The 13750-nt window shown below is 60.9% G+C and carries 19 protein-coding genes; 15 read left to right on the top strand and 4 right to left on the bottom strand.

Going from position 1 to position 13750, the window contains the following annotated elements; translation table 11 throughout:
- Nucleotides 1-7: 7 nt before the first annotated feature.
- The 7 genes from FHT92_RS08695 to FHT92_RS08665 all read left to right on the top strand — a co-directional run bounded on the left by FHT92_RS08695 (nt 8) and on the right by FHT92_RS08665 (nt 5055).
- On the top strand, nt 8-373 hold the full coding sequence (locus tag FHT92_RS08695; RefSeq protein WP_183738881.1) for a cytochrome C oxidase subunit IV family protein: 366 nt from the start codon (nt 8-10) through the stop codon (nt 371-373).
- Nucleotides 374-604: 231 nt separating this feature from the next.
- Nucleotides 605-841: a hypothetical protein gene (locus FHT92_RS08690; RefSeq protein ID WP_183738878.1), complete on the top strand. Its 237-nt coding sequence runs from the start codon at nt 605-607 to the stop codon at nt 839-841.
- A 7-nt stretch (nt 842-848) separates the two neighbouring features.
- Entirely contained in the window at nt 849-1139 is a 291-nt protein-coding gene (locus FHT92_RS08685) for a hypothetical protein (protein ID WP_183738875.1), read from the top strand.
- A 275-nt stretch (nt 1140-1414) separates the two neighbouring features.
- Complete coding sequence (locus FHT92_RS08680) at nt 1415-1996, top strand: cation transporter (RefSeq protein ID WP_183823935.1); 582 nt, start codon at nt 1415-1417, stop codon at nt 1994-1996.
- A gap of 425 nt (nt 1997-2421) precedes the next feature.
- Nucleotides 2422-3348, top strand: coding sequence for an ABC transporter ATP-binding protein (locus tag FHT92_RS08675; RefSeq protein WP_183823933.1), 927 nt, complete (start codon nt 2422-2424; stop codon nt 3346-3348).
- Nucleotides 3345-4106, top strand: coding sequence for an ABC transporter permease (locus FHT92_RS08670; RefSeq protein WP_183738867.1), 762 nt, complete (start codon nt 3345-3347; stop codon nt 4104-4106). The genes FHT92_RS08675 and FHT92_RS08670 overlap by 4 nt, the downstream gene beginning before the upstream one ends.
- Before the next feature lie 106 nt (nt 4107-4212).
- Nucleotides 4213-5055 (top strand): oxaloacetate decarboxylase, encoded by an 843-nt coding sequence (locus FHT92_RS08665; RefSeq protein ID WP_183823932.1) that lies wholly within the window; start codon nt 4213-4215, stop codon nt 5053-5055.
- A gap of 14 nt (nt 5056-5069) precedes the next feature.
- On the opposite strand, the gene FHT92_RS08660 is transcribed toward FHT92_RS08665, so the two are convergent.
- The gene (locus FHT92_RS08660; protein WP_183823930.1) at nt 5070-5624 is read right to left on the bottom strand and encodes an NUDIX hydrolase; all 555 of its coding nucleotides are present in this window, start codon (nt 5622-5624) and stop codon (nt 5070-5072) included.
- A gap of 112 nt (nt 5625-5736) precedes the next feature.
- Here FHT92_RS08660 and FHT92_RS08655 point away from each other — a divergent pair, with 112 nt between their 5' ends.
- The 3 genes from FHT92_RS08655 to FHT92_RS08645 all read left to right on the top strand — a co-directional run bounded on the left by FHT92_RS08655 (nt 5737) and on the right by FHT92_RS08645 (nt 8055).
- On the top strand, nt 5737-6381 hold the full coding sequence (locus FHT92_RS08655) for a DUF47 domain-containing protein (RefSeq protein ID WP_183823929.1): 645 nt from the start codon (nt 5737-5739) through the stop codon (nt 6379-6381).
- Nucleotides 6381-7385: an inorganic phosphate transporter gene (locus tag FHT92_RS08650; RefSeq protein ID WP_183823927.1), complete on the top strand. Its 1005-nt coding sequence runs from the start codon at nt 6381-6383 to the stop codon at nt 7383-7385. The genes FHT92_RS08655 and FHT92_RS08650 overlap by 1 nt, the downstream gene beginning before the upstream one ends.
- A 136-nt stretch (nt 7386-7521) precedes the next feature.
- Complete coding sequence (locus tag FHT92_RS08645) at nt 7522-8055, top strand: NUDIX hydrolase (RefSeq protein ID WP_246735176.1); 534 nt, start codon at nt 7522-7524, stop codon at nt 8053-8055.
- Between the two features lie 69 nt (nt 8056-8124).
- On the opposite strand, the gene FHT92_RS08640 is transcribed toward FHT92_RS08645, so the two are convergent.
- The 3 genes from FHT92_RS08640 to FHT92_RS08630 all read right to left on the bottom strand — a co-directional run bounded on the left by FHT92_RS08640 (nt 8125) and on the right by FHT92_RS08630 (nt 10321).
- Nucleotides 8125-8760 carry a DUF1062 domain-containing protein gene (locus tag FHT92_RS08640; RefSeq protein ID WP_183823923.1) on the bottom strand — a complete coding sequence of 212 codons (636 nt, stop codon included), beginning with the start codon at nt 8758-8760 and terminating at the stop codon, nt 8125-8127.
- Nucleotides 8761-9199: 439 nt separating this feature from the next.
- Nucleotides 9200-9904, bottom strand: a complete 705-nt coding sequence (locus FHT92_RS08635; protein ID WP_183823921.1) for a DNA helicase — start codon at nt 9902-9904, stop codon at nt 9200-9202.
- Nucleotides 9905-10105: 201 nt separating this feature from the next.
- Nucleotides 10106-10321: a hypothetical protein gene (locus tag FHT92_RS08630; protein ID WP_183738846.1), complete on the bottom strand. Its 216-nt coding sequence runs from the start codon at nt 10319-10321 to the stop codon at nt 10106-10108.
- A gap of 47 nt (nt 10322-10368) precedes the next feature.
- Here FHT92_RS08630 and FHT92_RS08625 point away from each other — a divergent pair, with 47 nt between their 5' ends.
- The 5 genes from FHT92_RS08625 to FHT92_RS08605 all read left to right on the top strand — a co-directional run bounded on the left by FHT92_RS08625 (nt 10369) and on the right by FHT92_RS08605 (nt 13692).
- Nucleotides 10369-10740 (top strand): NIPSNAP family protein, encoded by a 372-nt coding sequence (locus tag FHT92_RS08625; protein ID WP_183738844.1) that lies wholly within the window; start codon nt 10369-10371, stop codon nt 10738-10740.
- 125 nt (nt 10741-10865) lie between these two features.
- Complete coding sequence (locus FHT92_RS08620; protein WP_183738841.1) at nt 10866-11132, top strand: PepSY domain-containing protein; 267 nt, start codon at nt 10866-10868, stop codon at nt 11130-11132.
- A 3-nt stretch (nt 11133-11135) separates the two neighbouring features.
- Entirely contained in the window at nt 11136-11711 is a 576-nt protein-coding gene (locus FHT92_RS08615; protein ID WP_183738838.1) for a cytochrome b/b6 domain-containing protein, read from the top strand.
- Nucleotides 11708-12385, top strand: coding sequence for a response regulator transcription factor (locus tag FHT92_RS08610; RefSeq protein WP_183823919.1), 678 nt, complete (start codon nt 11708-11710; stop codon nt 12383-12385). Before FHT92_RS08615 ends, FHT92_RS08610 begins: the two co-directional genes overlap by 4 nt.
- Nucleotides 12382-13692 carry an ATP-binding protein gene (locus tag FHT92_RS08605; protein ID WP_183738831.1) on the top strand — a complete coding sequence of 437 codons (1311 nt, stop codon included), beginning with the start codon at nt 12382-12384 and terminating at the stop codon, nt 13690-13692. The genes FHT92_RS08610 and FHT92_RS08605 overlap by 4 nt, the downstream gene beginning before the upstream one ends.
- Nucleotides 13693-13750 lie beyond the last annotated feature (58 nt).

Genomic DNA, 13750 nt, shown 5'->3' with positions numbered 1-13750 from the left:
GGTCGTCATGAGCGAGACAACGGCGCATGCACAAAGCCAGACGGCGCCTGCTCAAACACATAGCGGGCAGCAGCACCCGATCCGGCTCTATCTCCTCGTCTGGGGCCTGCTCTTCGTGCTCAGCGCCGGTTCCTACATGGTCGATTATCTCGGCATCCAGGGCTATCTCAGGTGGACGCTGATCCTGGTGTTCATGATGCTGAAGGCAGGCCTGATCGTCGCCGTCTTCATGCACATGGCCTGGGAACGGCTGGCGCTGGTCTACGCGATCCTGCTGCCGCCGCTCCTGGTGCTGGTTTTTGTGGCCCTGATGGTATCGGAAGCGGACTATACGATCCTGACCCGGCTCGCGTTCTTCGGGGCCGGGCCGTAGGAGGCGCGGGCCGTCAGGCGGGAGACCGATCTACAAGCGCGGATTGGACGATTCCTAAGAGTTTTAACGCACAATTTTTCCTTTTCCGGCGGCCGGCGGGGACGCTTTCAGGCGGTAAACCAAGGCGTGCGGGGGAGCCGAAGGAAGATTTTTGCGTTCCGCATTTTGTGTGGAACTCTCTCCACATTCATGCGTTTGGCAGCATCTTTATGGAGCGATCGGGAGGAGATCATGCAACCGAAGATCAGAACGGATGCGCCTGCGGATCGCTGGATCGGCGCTGTGGAACTAGCGATCGTGCAGAAGGCCTTCGACCGGCTTTGCGCGGAGCGCGGCTGGTCACGCGACTGCACTGAGGCGCGTGAACTCGCTCGTGTGACAATCGACCTTTACCGGCAGGGTGCCGACAGCGAATACAAGCTGCACACCATGTTGTCAGGCTCCGATTTCAAGACACCAGCCCTGTGAGCGGGCTATGAGCAACATCGTAGCATTTCCGCGCCGTAACCTCCGCCCGCCGCGGCCGTTCTATGTCGGCTCGGCTAGACAGGTGGAAGGCCGTATCGCCATCCTGGAAACGATCGCAAAGATCACCGTTCGCGACGGCGCCTTCACGCCCTATGAACAGGCAGCCCTGCTGGCAAAGCTCAGGACCGCGATACGGGCGGAATGCGTTGCACACAAGCTTTCGCCGGAAGAGCAGATCGAAACGATGCGCTATGCCGAACGGCTTTTCGACGATATCCTCGAAAGCGTCAACGACTGAAGCGGCTCTCTTCGCTTCTCCTGTTCAGTTTAAAAGATCCTGTTTCAAACCCGTCCAAGATCGAGCAACGAGTGTCGTGAGGGAAGGGTTTTGAAAAGGTCCGTTTGCGCCCGGAGCCCCTTCATCTGCCTGCCGGCATCTTCTCCCCGGCGGGGAGAAGAGGTATGTCGTAAACGTCTCCGCACTCTCCAAGGCGTCGTATGCACGTCCCTCGACCTTGGTCGGGTTAAGGCGAGGGGCTTCGGACGAAACGCCATCGGGTAGGGAACAGCAGCATGGAACAGGCCCTTCGGCGCACCGTCATGACGGTCGCGCTTCTCAATCTCGGCTATTTCGGCGTGGAATTTGCGGTAGCACTGGCGATAGGTTCCGTCTCGCTGCTTGCCGACAGCGTGGATTTTCTCGAAGATGCCTCGGTCAATCTGCTGATCTTCTTTGCCATGGCATGGTCGGCGAAAAGCCGGGCGCGGGTCGGCATGGGCATGGCGGGCATCCTGCTCGTGCCGGCGCTCGCCTTCCTGGTGACGGCGTGGGGCAAGGTCGTCCATCCGGTGCCGCCGCTGCCCGTGCCGCTGTCGCTTGCGGGTCTCGGGGCGCTCGCCGTCAATCTTTTCTGCGCCTATATCCTCGCCGCCCACCGCCATGCCGGCGGCTCGCTGACGCGGGCGGCATTTTTGTCGGCCCGCAACGATGCGGCCGCCAATATCGCCATCATCGCCGCCGGTCTGGTGACGGCCTATCTCTGGCATTCGATCTGGCCCGATCTCGTCGTCGGGCTTGCCATCGCGCTTATCAACCTCGATGCGGCGAAGGAAGTTTGGGAGGCGGCGCGGGAGGAGCATGAGGCCGTGCCGTAGGCTGTGCTTCGACAAAAAAGAAGCCGGCCAGGGGCCGGCTTAGACGAACACGGCTGAACAGGGGATACTGGGCCGGTTCCTTGCATTTCGTGACTGACAATAAATTTCATTACAATGCCGAGGTCAGCAGAGAGGCGTAACGAGATCGCCGAAGGGGCGGCTCCGCAAAGGGGTGGCGGCGGGCGGGAGCCGATGCTGTCCTCGCGTGTGTTTATGGGGGATGAACATCACCGATTGATGACATGGGAAGCCGGGAGGTGATTTTCTTTCACGCGGCAGATGACCCGCGATAGCGTCCAATGCCTGATAGGATCGGCGGATGGGACAATGGTGTGAATTCAGTGTTCAGACCCGCCGGGATGTCAAAGCTTCATAATGGGGCTATATAGCGGGCCAAATTCGACTGATATCCGCAAAGAGCCCCTATGGCACCGATCATTTCCGTCCAGAATCTCACCAAGACCTATGCAAATGGCTTCCAGGCCCTGAAGGGCATCAACCTCGAAATCGAGCGCGGCGAAATCCTGGCGCTGCTCGGGCCGAACGGGGCGGGCAAGACAACGCTGATCTCGATCATCTGCGGCATCGCCAATCCGAGCGGCGGCGCGGTCGTGGTCGACGGGCACGATGTGGTGAAGGATTTCCGTGCCACGCGCACGCTGATTGGCCTCGTGCCGCAGGAACTGACCACCGACCAGTTCGAGACGGTGTGGAACACAGTGAGCTTTTCGCGCGGGCTGCACGGCAAGAAGGCCAAGCCGGCCCATATCGAGAAGGTGCTGCGCGACCTGTCGCTCTGGGACAAGAAGGATAATACGCTGCGCCAGCTCTCGGGCGGCATGAAGCGGCGCGTGCTGATCGCTAAGGCGCTGTCGCACGAACCCTCCATCCTCTTCCTCGACGAGCCGACAGCCGGCGTCGACGTGACGCTGCGCAAGGATATGTGGAAGGTCGTCGAGCGGCTGCGTGCCGAAGGCGTCACCATCATCCTGACGACACACTACATCGAAGAGGCCGAAGAGATCGCCGACCGCGTCGGCGTCATCAATGGCGGCGAGCTGCTGCTGGTCGAAGACAAGCAGGCGCTGATGGCCAAGCTCGGCCGCAAGCAGCTTATCCTCGAACTCAACGATCCGCTCGACACGCTGCCGGACTGTTTTGCCGGCAACGGCCTGTCGATCGAGGCAGAGGGAAACCGGCTGGTCTACGAATTCGATACGCGCGACGAGCACGAAAGCGTCGCATCGCTGCTGACGCGCCTCGGCGAGAACAACATCCATTTCCGGGATCTCTCGACGCGGCAGAGCTCGCTCGAAGACATTTTCGTATCGCTGGTGGGAGCCGCAAGATGAACTTCGAGGCGATCAAGTCGATCTACTATTTCGAGATGGCGCGCACGCGCCGCACGCTGCTGCAGAGCGTGGTTTCCCCCGTCATTTCCACCTCGCTCTATTTCATCGTCTTCGGTGCTGCCGTCGGCTCGCGCATCCAGCAGGTGGAGGGCGTCTCCTACGGTGCTTTCATCACGCCCGGCCTGATCATGCTGACGCTGCTCGGCCAGTGCATCGGCAACGGCTCCTTCGGCATCTATTTTCCGAAATTCACCGGCACGATCTACGAGATCCTGTCGGCCCCCGTCGCCATGACGGAAATCCTGATCGGCTATGTCGGGGCGGCGGCCACCAAGGGGCTGATCATCGGCACCATCATCCTCCTGACTGCCAATCTCTTCGTCGATGTCCGCATCGAGCACCCCTTCATGATGGTGCTGTTCTTCCTGCTGACGGCAATCAGCTTCAGTCTGTTCGGCTTCATGATCGGCATCTGGGCGACGAATTTCGAACAGCTGAACTTGATCCCGATGCTCGTCGTACCGCCGCTCACCTTCCTCGGCGGCAGCTTCTACTCGATCAACATGCTGCCGCCCTTCTGGCAGGCCGTCAGCCATTTCAACCCGGTGCTCTACCTCGTCAGCGGCTTCCGCTGGAGTTTCTACGGGATCGCTGACGTCAACCCGCTGGTCAGCCTCGGCATGATTTCGCTGTTTCTGGTGATTTGTCTCAGCACGCTCGGCTGGATCTTCAAGACGGGCTATCGGCTACGCAACTGATCGGCGGACCGCCATCGGCAAAAACTGTATAGACAGTACAAAGTCGTTCACATTTTGTTCGCGGATGCTAGTCTGACCTAGCTGTCATATGCGGAGGAGGAGAGTCGTGGCGGAGCAACAGACGAAGTTCGAGCGGTTCAAGGCACTGCATCAGCGGGATGAGGCATTCGTCATTCCGAACCCATGGGATGCCGGCTCGGCGCGGATCCTGACAGGCCTTGGTTTCGAAGCCCTGGCAACGACCAGCGCCGGCTATGCCTTTTCCAAGGGCAAGCGGGATTCATTTGCCAGCCTGACGCGCGGCGAGATCCTCGACAATGCCGCGGAGATCGTCGGAGCGACCGATCTTCCCGTATCCGCCGATCTCGAAGACGGGTTCGGTGCCGCGCCCGAGATCTGCGCCGAAACGATCCGGCTGGCCTCTGCTGCCGGGCTGGTCGGCGGATCGATCGAAGACGCAACCGGCGATCCGGCAAGGCCGATCTATGATCTCTCACAGGCCGTCGAGCGTGTGCAGGCCGCGGCGGAAGCGGCGCGGACACTGCCTTTCCTGCTGACGGCAAGGGCGGAGAATTTTCTGTGGGAGCGTCCCGATCTCGATGACACGATCAGGCGGCTGCAGGCTTTCTCGGCAGCCGGCGCCGATGTGCTCTATGCGCCCGGCCTGCCTGATATCGAAGCGATCAGAACGGTCTGCGCCGCCGTCGACAAGCCCGTCAATGTCGTGATGGGGCTGAAGGGGCCGCGCTATCGCGTTACCGAACTCTCGGCTGCCGGGGTGCGCCGTGTGAGTGTGGGCGGGTCCTTTGCGCGCGCCGCACTGGGTGCACTGCTGCGGGCGGCCGAGGAGGTGAAATCATCGGGCACCTTCACTTATGCCGCCGATGCGATCCCGGCGGCAACGCTCAGCCAGCTTATGTCGCAGGAGAAGCGGGGCGACCGGGAGTAGGGTTGCTCTACGTCTTAGCCCTTCTTCTTGCGCTGCCCCTTGCCGGACCGGGGGCGAAAATCGACGAGCAGGGATTTCAGTTCGAGTTCGCGTACGCGCCGGGCTGCTTCGTCCGGGCTCACCCAGTCCAGCACGCGCTGGCCGACTTCCCGGAATTGCTCTTGGGTGTGCGCCACCTCGATCTGAAAGATATCGACGATGCAGGGAACGACGTCGCCGTCATCGAGTTCCTTGAGATAGGTATAGCGGCCGACCGGCTGTTTGCTGACGGTTCCGCGCACGCCGGCTTCCTCCCAGGCCTCGGTGGCGGCCGCCTCATGCGGTTTCTTCTTTTTCATCGGCCAGCCCTTTGGAATGATCCAGCGGCGGCTGTCACGCGTGGTGACGACGAGGACTTCGATCTCGGGGTGGTCGGTCTCCGCACCGGGGTTCGTATAGCGGAAGCAGAGCGCGCCATATTGCTGGCGAAAGGCGCCGGAAAAGAGCTTCTCCGGCCGTCCTGCAAGCTGCTTCAACAGGGGTCTCGATGGACCGGTGCGAGATTTTGCACCTTTTTTGCTGGATTTCATGACATCAAGCATTGTCAACTTTTACTTTTTCGATCAATTGCCTGCGACGCTTTATGACACATTTATGACAGTCTCCGATGACCGTCGCCCGCACAGGGAAGGATCGCCTGATATGATGAGCGTGTTTCGCAAGATGATGCCGCGGGAGGACCGCTTCTTCGAGATGTTCTGCAGGCATGCGAAAACCGTCGTGGCGGCAGCCGAGGCAATGGAGAAGCTCCTGAAAGGCGAGGCGGTTCAGGAGAACTGCGATCGCATCATCGCCCTGGAGGACGATGCCGACCAGATTACACGTGAAGTTCTGCTTGCCATCCGGCGCAGCTTCATCACGCCCTTCGATCGCGGCGACATCAAGGACCTGATCCAGTCCATGGACGATGCGATCGACATGATGCACAAGACGGTGAAGATCATACGGCTTTTCGAGCAATCGAGCTTCGATCCGCTGATGCGGGAACTGGGCGGCGAGATCGTCAAGGCTGCCGGCCTGATGCAGCAGGCGATCGGGCTGCTCGACAGGATCGGCGCCAATGCCCATCAGCTGTCGGCGATCGCCGAGGAGATCACGCGAGTCGAGGGCCGTTCTGACGAACTGCATGACGAGGGGCTGAAGGACCTCTATCGCCGGCATGGTGCCAGCGGCAATGCCATGGCCTACATGATCGGCAGCGAGATCTACTCGAACCTGGAAAAGATCGTCGACCGGTTCGAGGACGTGGCCAATGAAATCAGCGGCGTCGTCATCGAGAACGTCTGATGGAAGCCACTCTCTCCCTTCCGCTGCTGATCGGCCTGATCGGTGTGGCCCTGTTCTTCGATTTCCTGAACGGACTGCATGACGCGGCGAATTCGATTGCGACGATCGTTTCCACCCGGGTTCTGAGGCCGCAATATGCCGTCGCCTGGGCGGCCTTCTTCAACTTCATCGCATTTCTGTTTTTCGGCCTGCATGTCGCCGAAACCCTCGGCACCGGCATCATCGATCCCTCAATCGTCTCGCCGCAGGTGATCTTTGCGGCGCTGATGGGGGCGATCGTCTGGAACATCGTCACCTGGCTGTTCGGCATTCCCTCGTCTTCGTCGCATGCGCTGGTCGGCGGACTGGTCGGGGCCGGACTTGCGAAGGTCGGCTTCAGTTCCATCGTCTGGAGTGGCCTCTTGAAGACAGTCGGTGCGATCGTCATGTCGCCGGCAATCGGTTTCCTGCTGGCGCTGTTTTTCGTGCTCGTCGTCTCCTGGATGTTCGTGCGCCAGACGCCGTTCGCCGTCGACCGCACCTTCCGTTTCATGCAGTTCGTCTCGGCATCGCTCTATTCGCTCGGTCATGGCGGCAACGATGCGCAGAAGACGATGGGCATCATCGCCGTTCTTCTCTTCAGCCAGGGTCATCTCGGCGGGAGCTTTCATGTGCCGCTCTGGGTGGTCATCTCCTGCCAGTCGGCCATGGCGCTCGGCACGCTCTTCGGCGGCTGGCGTATCGTTCACACGATGGGCTCGAAGATCACGAGGCTCAACCCGATGCAGGGATTTTGCGCCGAAACCGGCGGGGCGCTGACGCTGTTCGGTGCGACGTGGCTCGGCGTCCCCGTCTCGACGACGCATACGATCACCGGCGCGATCATCGGCGTCGGGGCGGCGCGGCGTCTTTCGGCCGTGCGCTGGGGTATTGCCGGCAATATCGTCATTGCCTGGATCATCACCATGCCGGCTGCCGCCGCTATCGCCGCCGCCTGCTATGGGATTGCAAACCTGTTTGCCTGAGGGCAAGGGGTTGCTCGTGCATCGGATACCCTAATTTTAGGGGTCGCTATTTTCGATTCGGCGTTGTGCTCTATTCTTCATGCAAGGAGAAGGAGACAACGAGCGGACTATGCATCCATCCAGGCATTTATCTGAATTGAATAAGAAAGTCCCGGCAAAGGCGGGCGGCCGCTGGGTTGACCAGAGCGGTGCCATCTGCTGCCGCGTCGAGAGGGGCGGAAGGCTGAGCGTGCTGCTGATCAGCAGCCGAGATACCGGACGATGGGTGATCCCCAAGGGTTATCCGGAGCGGAGGGAAAAGCCCTATCGCTGTGCTCAGCGCGAGGCTTTCGAAGAAGCCGGGATCATCGGCAAGGTGAGGAAGAAGCCGCTCGGCTATTACACCTACCTGAAAGATCATGAGACGCCGTTGACGGTTTCGATCCATCTGTTGCGGCTGGCGACCGAGGCGGCGCATTTCCGCGAATATGCCCAGAGGCAGAAGATCTGGATTTCGCCGGCAGAGGCAGCGCTGCTTGTCGAGGAGCCTGAGCTGCAGGCGCTCTTCCGCTCCATCGACGCGGACAATCCCCTGACATCGCAGGACCGGCTGAAGCCTCGGAGGATCGCCGGTCGGCGACCGGTGCATGAGCCGGCAGTGTCGCTCGCCACGTCGCCGGCCTCACACTGACTGCCCCCATTTCTGTGGAATGCCCCATGGAGTGGCGAAGGCCCGGCATACGGGCCTTCGCGCAATAGGCTACCTGGGACTGCCGGTTGCCAGAGGTCCCCAGGAGAGCTCGCGATCCGCGACGGTCGCAAGATCGATCACCACTTCGATACCGGTCCTGATACGCCGCCGCAGGATGTCGGCGCGATCCGAGCTCGTTCCGAGCAGACCTCTCCCGTGGAGCGTCTGAAGCCGCGTGCGCGAAAGCCTCAGCTCGGACGCCAGCAGACGGTCGAGGCGTATGCCCGCAGGCAACGGTACCACCAGTTCGATTTCCAGCCGCGTCCAGCCGGCAGTCTCTGACAGCACCTCTCTCGCAATATCGAATTCCGGGAATTCGTCGATGCGCTGCGATTTGCGTTTCAAGGCATCGAGGTTGAAGCTTTCCGTCCGGATCCATCTGATATCGTTGGATTGCAGCGCTTCCAGAGTGGCCGGATCGATATCGCGGACGTTCTGGCGCTCGAAGAGTGGCCGGTTCCAGGTCTTGTCGCAGGTGAGGCATTTGTAGATGAGCCAGGCATCCAGCTTGCGGCCGTTGGCATTCAGCCTGATCTTGTCACTGGATTGAAAGGCTCTCAATCCGCCGCATCCGCCACAGGCGATCCAGGGCTGGGGGGCGGTTTTCGGCGTAACGGTCCATCGGACCCGTAAAGTATCGCACATAAGTCTTGGTCTTCCGTTCGGAAGTCCACCAAGATGGCGCGAGAGAAATGCCTTGAGGGCGCGGTGTGGCGATGCCTTGGGGTGGTTGAAGAGCAGAGACAGCGGAACTGCACTGGCACATTGAGAACAATGCCAAACCGGTCTCTTGCCGCCACCCGATGAACGCATTCATACGCCGGCAGCCATAGCCGCCAAGCCGTACGGGTGAAACTGGGTTGAGACCGATTCTTACTTAGGCAAAGTCTACCTCGATGCGCCCATGCTCTTCGGGCGCAGGGATAGCAAATGATCCGGCCGAACGGGAGTGTCATACCGCAGTCCACGAGAGGGAACTGTCGTCTGCGGCATTTCTGCAACTTTCTGCCTAAGATCACGCGAGCAGAGCTCTGCCATTGCCCGCCATGACAGCTCAGGCAGGGCGCCGGCCCCGATTTCCGGTTCAGCCGACGCGCTGAAGCTGGACGTCGCGATTGTGCAGGAAGCAGGCCTTGCTGAACAGCCTGAGATCGAGCTGGTTAGGAAGGCGGATATCGGTCAGGTCCGGCAGGCCTCTGTCGTCGGCCTCGAAGGACCGGTCGATCTGCGAGATGAAGGCCAGCACGATGCCGGTTTCGCGGGCAAAGCTACGAAGCGCGGTCACCTGTTCAGAAAGGCTCGGTTTGATGCGCTGCTGGTCGAGGATCTGCAGATAGTCGATGACGGCAACCGTGCCTTTGGGCGCGCCCGCGAGATGGCGCATGATGTAATCGGCGCTGATCTCGTCCGAGGTGACGATCTCGATCTTTTCGCCCAGCACGTGGCCTTCGGGCAGGGCATGCAGGCGCTGCAGGGTCTGCGCTTCGGTATATTCGAGCGTGAAGAAGGTCGCCCTTCGGGCCTGCCTGACGGCATCGAGCAGAAGCTGCAGGCCGAGCAGGGTCTTGCCGTGGCCGGGGCGGGCGGCAATCAGCAGCAGATCGCCATCAGCAAGCTGCGATAGCATGGGAGATGCAGTTGACTCATGCTGGGAAGAAAGCAAGCTCCAGGCCGTAAAGCCTTCCTCCTGCGCGATGCGATCGAGCGCCTGATGGAGCGGGATCGTGTCGGTACGCGCCAGCAATTTCGCCCGGCGCTTCAGCTGATAGATGGGTGCAGACAGTTTCATTCAAACCTCCATTGCGAGCCGGAAACGCAACCCCTCCTTATGCGGTGCTCGAACAGATGGTTCGATGGTGGATTGCCCCGCATGGACGATGCTTTCCCGGATGGAGGGAGGAGGCTTGGGTCGAGCCTTGCCCAAGAGGTAGCGGGCGGCGCGATTCGCGGCAAGCTGGAATGACGGACCGGTTAGGGCTCAGAGCCGGCATCAATCCGTCACACCTGCAATATCCTCCTGAATGAATTTGATCAGCATCAGGCTTGCGCACTGGCTGAGCAGGCGGTCCCGTTCATCGGCGAGATCCTCCTCGAAGCGCCGGCAGAGCCGCTCATAACTCCGCCGGAACGGCGAGGCGGGCAGGTATTTGACCTCCATACGCAGCCGCGTTTCCTGCAATTCCGTCAGATCTGGCACTGTGTGCATGGCCGGCGTCCTCTTATGAGCTATATGCTGACATGGGAGGAATTTCCTTGAAGTCGACCATGCCTGTTACCTGCGAGGTGCGCTACCGCCTCGATCCGAACAAACGCGCGGAATTCGAAGCCTATGCCGAAGTCTGGATGCAGCTCATCGAGCGCTATGGCGGAACACATCACGGATATTTCATGCCGCGCGAAAAGCCCGATGGTGCAGGCTTGAGTTTTCCCGGCGCCGGGGCGGATGGGGCAGGCAATATTGCGATAGCGCTCTTCACCTTTCCGGATGAGGAGACCTATCTCAGCTACCGCGCCAATGTCGCTGCAGATCCCGACAGTATCGCAGCCAACGCGCGCTTCGGCGCCGATCCGCCGTTCAAGAGTTACGAGCGCCTGTTCCTGCGGCCGCTGCCGCGTAGCAAATAGGGCGGAGAGCTCAGTATCCGCCGGCTGAAAGAGATCAGTCTGCAATTCCCGACAGCAAACAGACAGCTTCGTCGCGCTACCCGATTGTCGTCGCCCGCTAGGGGCCGCAGCAAAAGGGTAAAATCATGAAGCTGAAACTGATCGCCGCTCTTACAATCCTGTCGCTCTCGCCGGCCTTGGCGCTCGCGAGCCCAAGCTGCACGAAGGAGCCGAAATCCAAGTGGATGTCCGAGGAGGCCATGAAGGCGAAGATCGAGGCCATGGGCTACAAGATCAAAACCTTCGAGGTCACCGGCAATTGCTACGAGATCTACGGCAAGGACAAGAACGGCGAGCGCGCCGAAGTCTATTTCAATCCGGTTTCCGGCGAGATTGTCCAGAAGGGCGATTGAGCGATGTCCGCCATCTCATTGAAGAAGAAGGAGGAGGAGGGCCAAGAGCCCTCCGAAGCCGCCACGGAGACAATCAGGGTCTGGGACCCGGTCGTCAGGCTGTTTCACTGGACTGTCGTTACGGCCTGCGCGCTCAATCTCTTCATCCTCGAAGAGGGCAAATACTGGCACCGCATCACGGGTTATATCGTGGCTGCGGCAATTGTCATTCGCATCATTTGGGGTTTCGCCGGTACAAAACACGCTCGCTTTTCCGATTTCCTGCCGACGCCGCGCAGGGTGATGGAGCAGATCCTCGATATGATCGACGGCAACGAGAGACGCTATCTTGGTCACAACCCGCTGGCATCGGTTATGATGCTTGCCCTGATGGCATTGCTGGCGGCAACGGCGCTAACCGGCTGGATGACGACGCTGGATGCCTTCTGGGGCGAGAAGTGGCTGGAGAAGCTGCATGGCACCATCGCAAACGGCATCATGGTGCTTGCCCTCATCCATGCGGGTGCGGCCATCGTCGAAAGCTGGAGACACAAGGAAAACCTCGTCTGGTCGATGGTCACGGGTCGAAAGAGGGCATGAGGATACTGCTGATCGAGGATAGTTCCCGGCTTCGCGAGCTGCTTTGCGAAGCCATCCACGATGTCGGCTGGAAGATCGATGCCTTCGCGCTCGCGCAGGAGGGGCGGCTCGCATTGCAGGAAGCGGAATATGACCTGCTGCTTCTCGATCTCGGCCTGCCTGATGAGGACGGGATCGCGTTTCTCAGGTCGCTCAGGGCCGCAAGGATTCAGATGCCGGTTCTGGTGCTGACCGCGCGCAGCGCGATCGACGAACGCATCGCCGGGCTCGATGCCGGCGCGGACGATTATCTCGTAAAGCCGTTTCACAACGGTGAGCTGATCGCCCGCATCCGCGCCCTGACGCGGCGCGCGCCGGCTACCGTCATGCCCGTCCTGGAATTCGCCGCACTTGAATATGATGTGGCCTCGCGCCGGGTGGTCTGTGCGGGTACCGAGATTGCGCTTGCGCCCTCCGAGAAAGGGCTGCTCGAACTTCTGATGCGCAATGGCGGCCAGGTTGTGCCCAAGCCGAAGATCGAGCATGCGTTCTCGGAATTCGGAGATGAGCGCAGCAGCAATGCCGTCGAGCTTGCTGTTTCCCGGCTGCGCAAGAAGCTCGAAGGACATCCGACAAAGGTGCTGATCGAGACCGTCAGAGGTGTCGGATACATGATGCGGGAGGCGCGCGCATGAGCGGCCGGTCGCCGACACTGGGCGCGATCCTGGCCCGGCGTATCGCCTTCTTCGCGGTGCTGGCCATGGTGGTGCAGCTCGCCGTGATCTTCTCCGACTATTACTGGAATGTGGGGGAGCTTTCACGGCTCTTCGTGGAGCAGGAGACCGAACGGCTGGCCTCCGGCATCGCGGTGGAGGACGGCGCCGTCCGCTATTGGCTTCCTGAGAGCGTCCAGGGGCGCTACGGGCAGGCGCAGACCGGCTATGTGGCCCGCATCCGCGAGGCCGATGGCGGGTTTGTTTTCCAGTCCTGCGACGCCGCCTGCGAAAGCCGTTTCCTGCCGCCGGACGTGAACCCTCCGGATTTCTGGCTGCGGTCGCTGGAAGCCGGCAAACCGCTAACGCTGGTGGGCGGGCGCGCGTTCACGATCGGCGGACGGCGCTTCCTCGTCGATGTCGCGACGATGGGGGATCCGCAGGATGTCGTATCGGATGTCCTCTGGAATGAGGTGATCGAACATATGATCGTGCCGATGAGCATTCTGCTGGTGCTCGTGCTCGGCGCCACCCTGCTTTCCGTGCGCCAGGCGCTGAAGCCGGTGCGGATCGCGGCCGAAGCGGCCGAACGGATCGACCCGATGGATTCCCGTTCGCATCTGCAATTCCAGGATATGCCGCGGGAGATCGCCCATCTCGCCGAGGCCGTCAACCGGGCCTTCGAACGTGTCGGCGAACTGATGAAATCCCAGAAGATCCTGACATCGGGCATCGCGCACGAGGTGCGCACGCCGCTTGCGGCGATCAAGCTGGAGCTTGGCCATATCGACCATCCGCGGGCGCGCAAGGCGGAGGCGGACCTCGACGATCTCGTGCGCTTCGTCAGCCAGATCACCGCCCTCGCAAGGCTTGACACGTTCGATCACGGCATGTTCGAGGAGGTCGATCTCGTCGAGCTTTCATCCAGCGTCGTGGAACAGCTTGCGCCCTGGGTCTACGAAAACGACCATTCGCTGGAATTCTCCGCGCAGGTCGATGCCGCCATCGTGCAGGGTGTGCCGGCCCTGCTCAAAGATGCCGTGCGCAACCTGATCGAAAATGCCGTGCGCCATACGCCTATCCGTACCGCCATTATCGTGCGTGTTGCCAATGGCCGTATTCGAGTCGAGGATCAGCATCCCGCCGCCGTCAACACTTTTGCCACGCAAAGCGACGGCCTCGGGATCGGCCTCAAGATCGTCGAGCGCATCGCCGCGATTCATCGGGGTTCACTGCGCTGCTCCGGCTCCCAGCGGGGCCACGCCTTCGATCTGGAAATCGGCTCCTGATTTTCCAAACGGGTGGCGTATCCTCATGCTTCGCGCAGCGATGAGGCGGTTCGGCCCC

Origin of the sequence: Rhizobium sp. BK377, from assembly GCF_014193935.1 — a bacterium.
Classification (GTDB): domain Bacteria; phylum Pseudomonadota; class Alphaproteobacteria; order Rhizobiales; family Rhizobiaceae; genus Rhizobium.
Note: the sequence above shows the minus strand (reverse complement) of the source record. Positions and strands in the feature narration are given on the sequence as shown.

Coding starts and splice junctions, on each gene's coding strand:
- FHT92_RS08640 (WP_183823923.1), bottom strand. CDS start 8,760: ATGTGCGATACTTTACGGGTCCGATGGACCGTTACGCCGAAAACCGCC.
- FHT92_RS08680 (WP_183823935.1), top strand. CDS start 1,415: ATGGAACAGGCCCTTCGGCGCACCGTCATGACGGTCGCGCTTCTCAAT.
- FHT92_RS08635 (WP_183823921.1), bottom strand. CDS start 9,904: ATGAAACTGTCTGCACCCATCTATCAGCTGAAGCGCCGGGCGAAATTG.
- FHT92_RS08620 (WP_183738841.1), top strand. CDS start 10,866: ATGAAGCTGAAACTGATCGCCGCTCTTACAATCCTGTCGCTCTCGCCG.
- FHT92_RS08690 (WP_183738878.1), top strand. CDS start 605: ATGCAACCGAAGATCAGAACGGATGCGCCTGCGGATCGCTGGATCGGC.
- FHT92_RS08675 (WP_183823933.1), top strand. CDS start 2,422: ATGGCACCGATCATTTCCGTCCAGAATCTCACCAAGACCTATGCAAAT.
- FHT92_RS08660 (WP_183823930.1), bottom strand. CDS start 5,624: ATGAAATCCAGCAAAAAAGGTGCAAAATCTCGCACCGGTCCATCGAGA.
- FHT92_RS08615 (WP_183738838.1), top strand. CDS start 11,136: ATGTCCGCCATCTCATTGAAGAAGAAGGAGGAGGAGGGCCAAGAGCCC.
- FHT92_RS08685 (WP_183738875.1), top strand. CDS start 849: ATGAGCAACATCGTAGCATTTCCGCGCCGTAACCTCCGCCCGCCGCGG.
- FHT92_RS08650 (WP_183823927.1), top strand. CDS start 6,381: ATGGAAGCCACTCTCTCCCTTCCGCTGCTGATCGGCCTGATCGGTGTG.
- FHT92_RS08695 (WP_183738881.1), top strand. CDS start 8: ATGAGCGAGACAACGGCGCATGCACAAAGCCAGACGGCGCCTGCTCAA.
- FHT92_RS08610 (WP_183823919.1), top strand. CDS start 11,708: ATGAGGATACTGCTGATCGAGGATAGTTCCCGGCTTCGCGAGCTGCTT.
- FHT92_RS08605 (WP_183738831.1), top strand. CDS start 12,382: ATGAGCGGCCGGTCGCCGACACTGGGCGCGATCCTGGCCCGGCGTATC.
- FHT92_RS08670 (WP_183738867.1), top strand. CDS start 3,345: ATGAACTTCGAGGCGATCAAGTCGATCTACTATTTCGAGATGGCGCGC.
- FHT92_RS08630 (WP_183738846.1), bottom strand. CDS start 10,321: ATGCACACAGTGCCAGATCTGACGGAATTGCAGGAAACGCGGCTGCGT.
- FHT92_RS08655 (WP_183823929.1), top strand. CDS start 5,737: ATGATGAGCGTGTTTCGCAAGATGATGCCGCGGGAGGACCGCTTCTTC.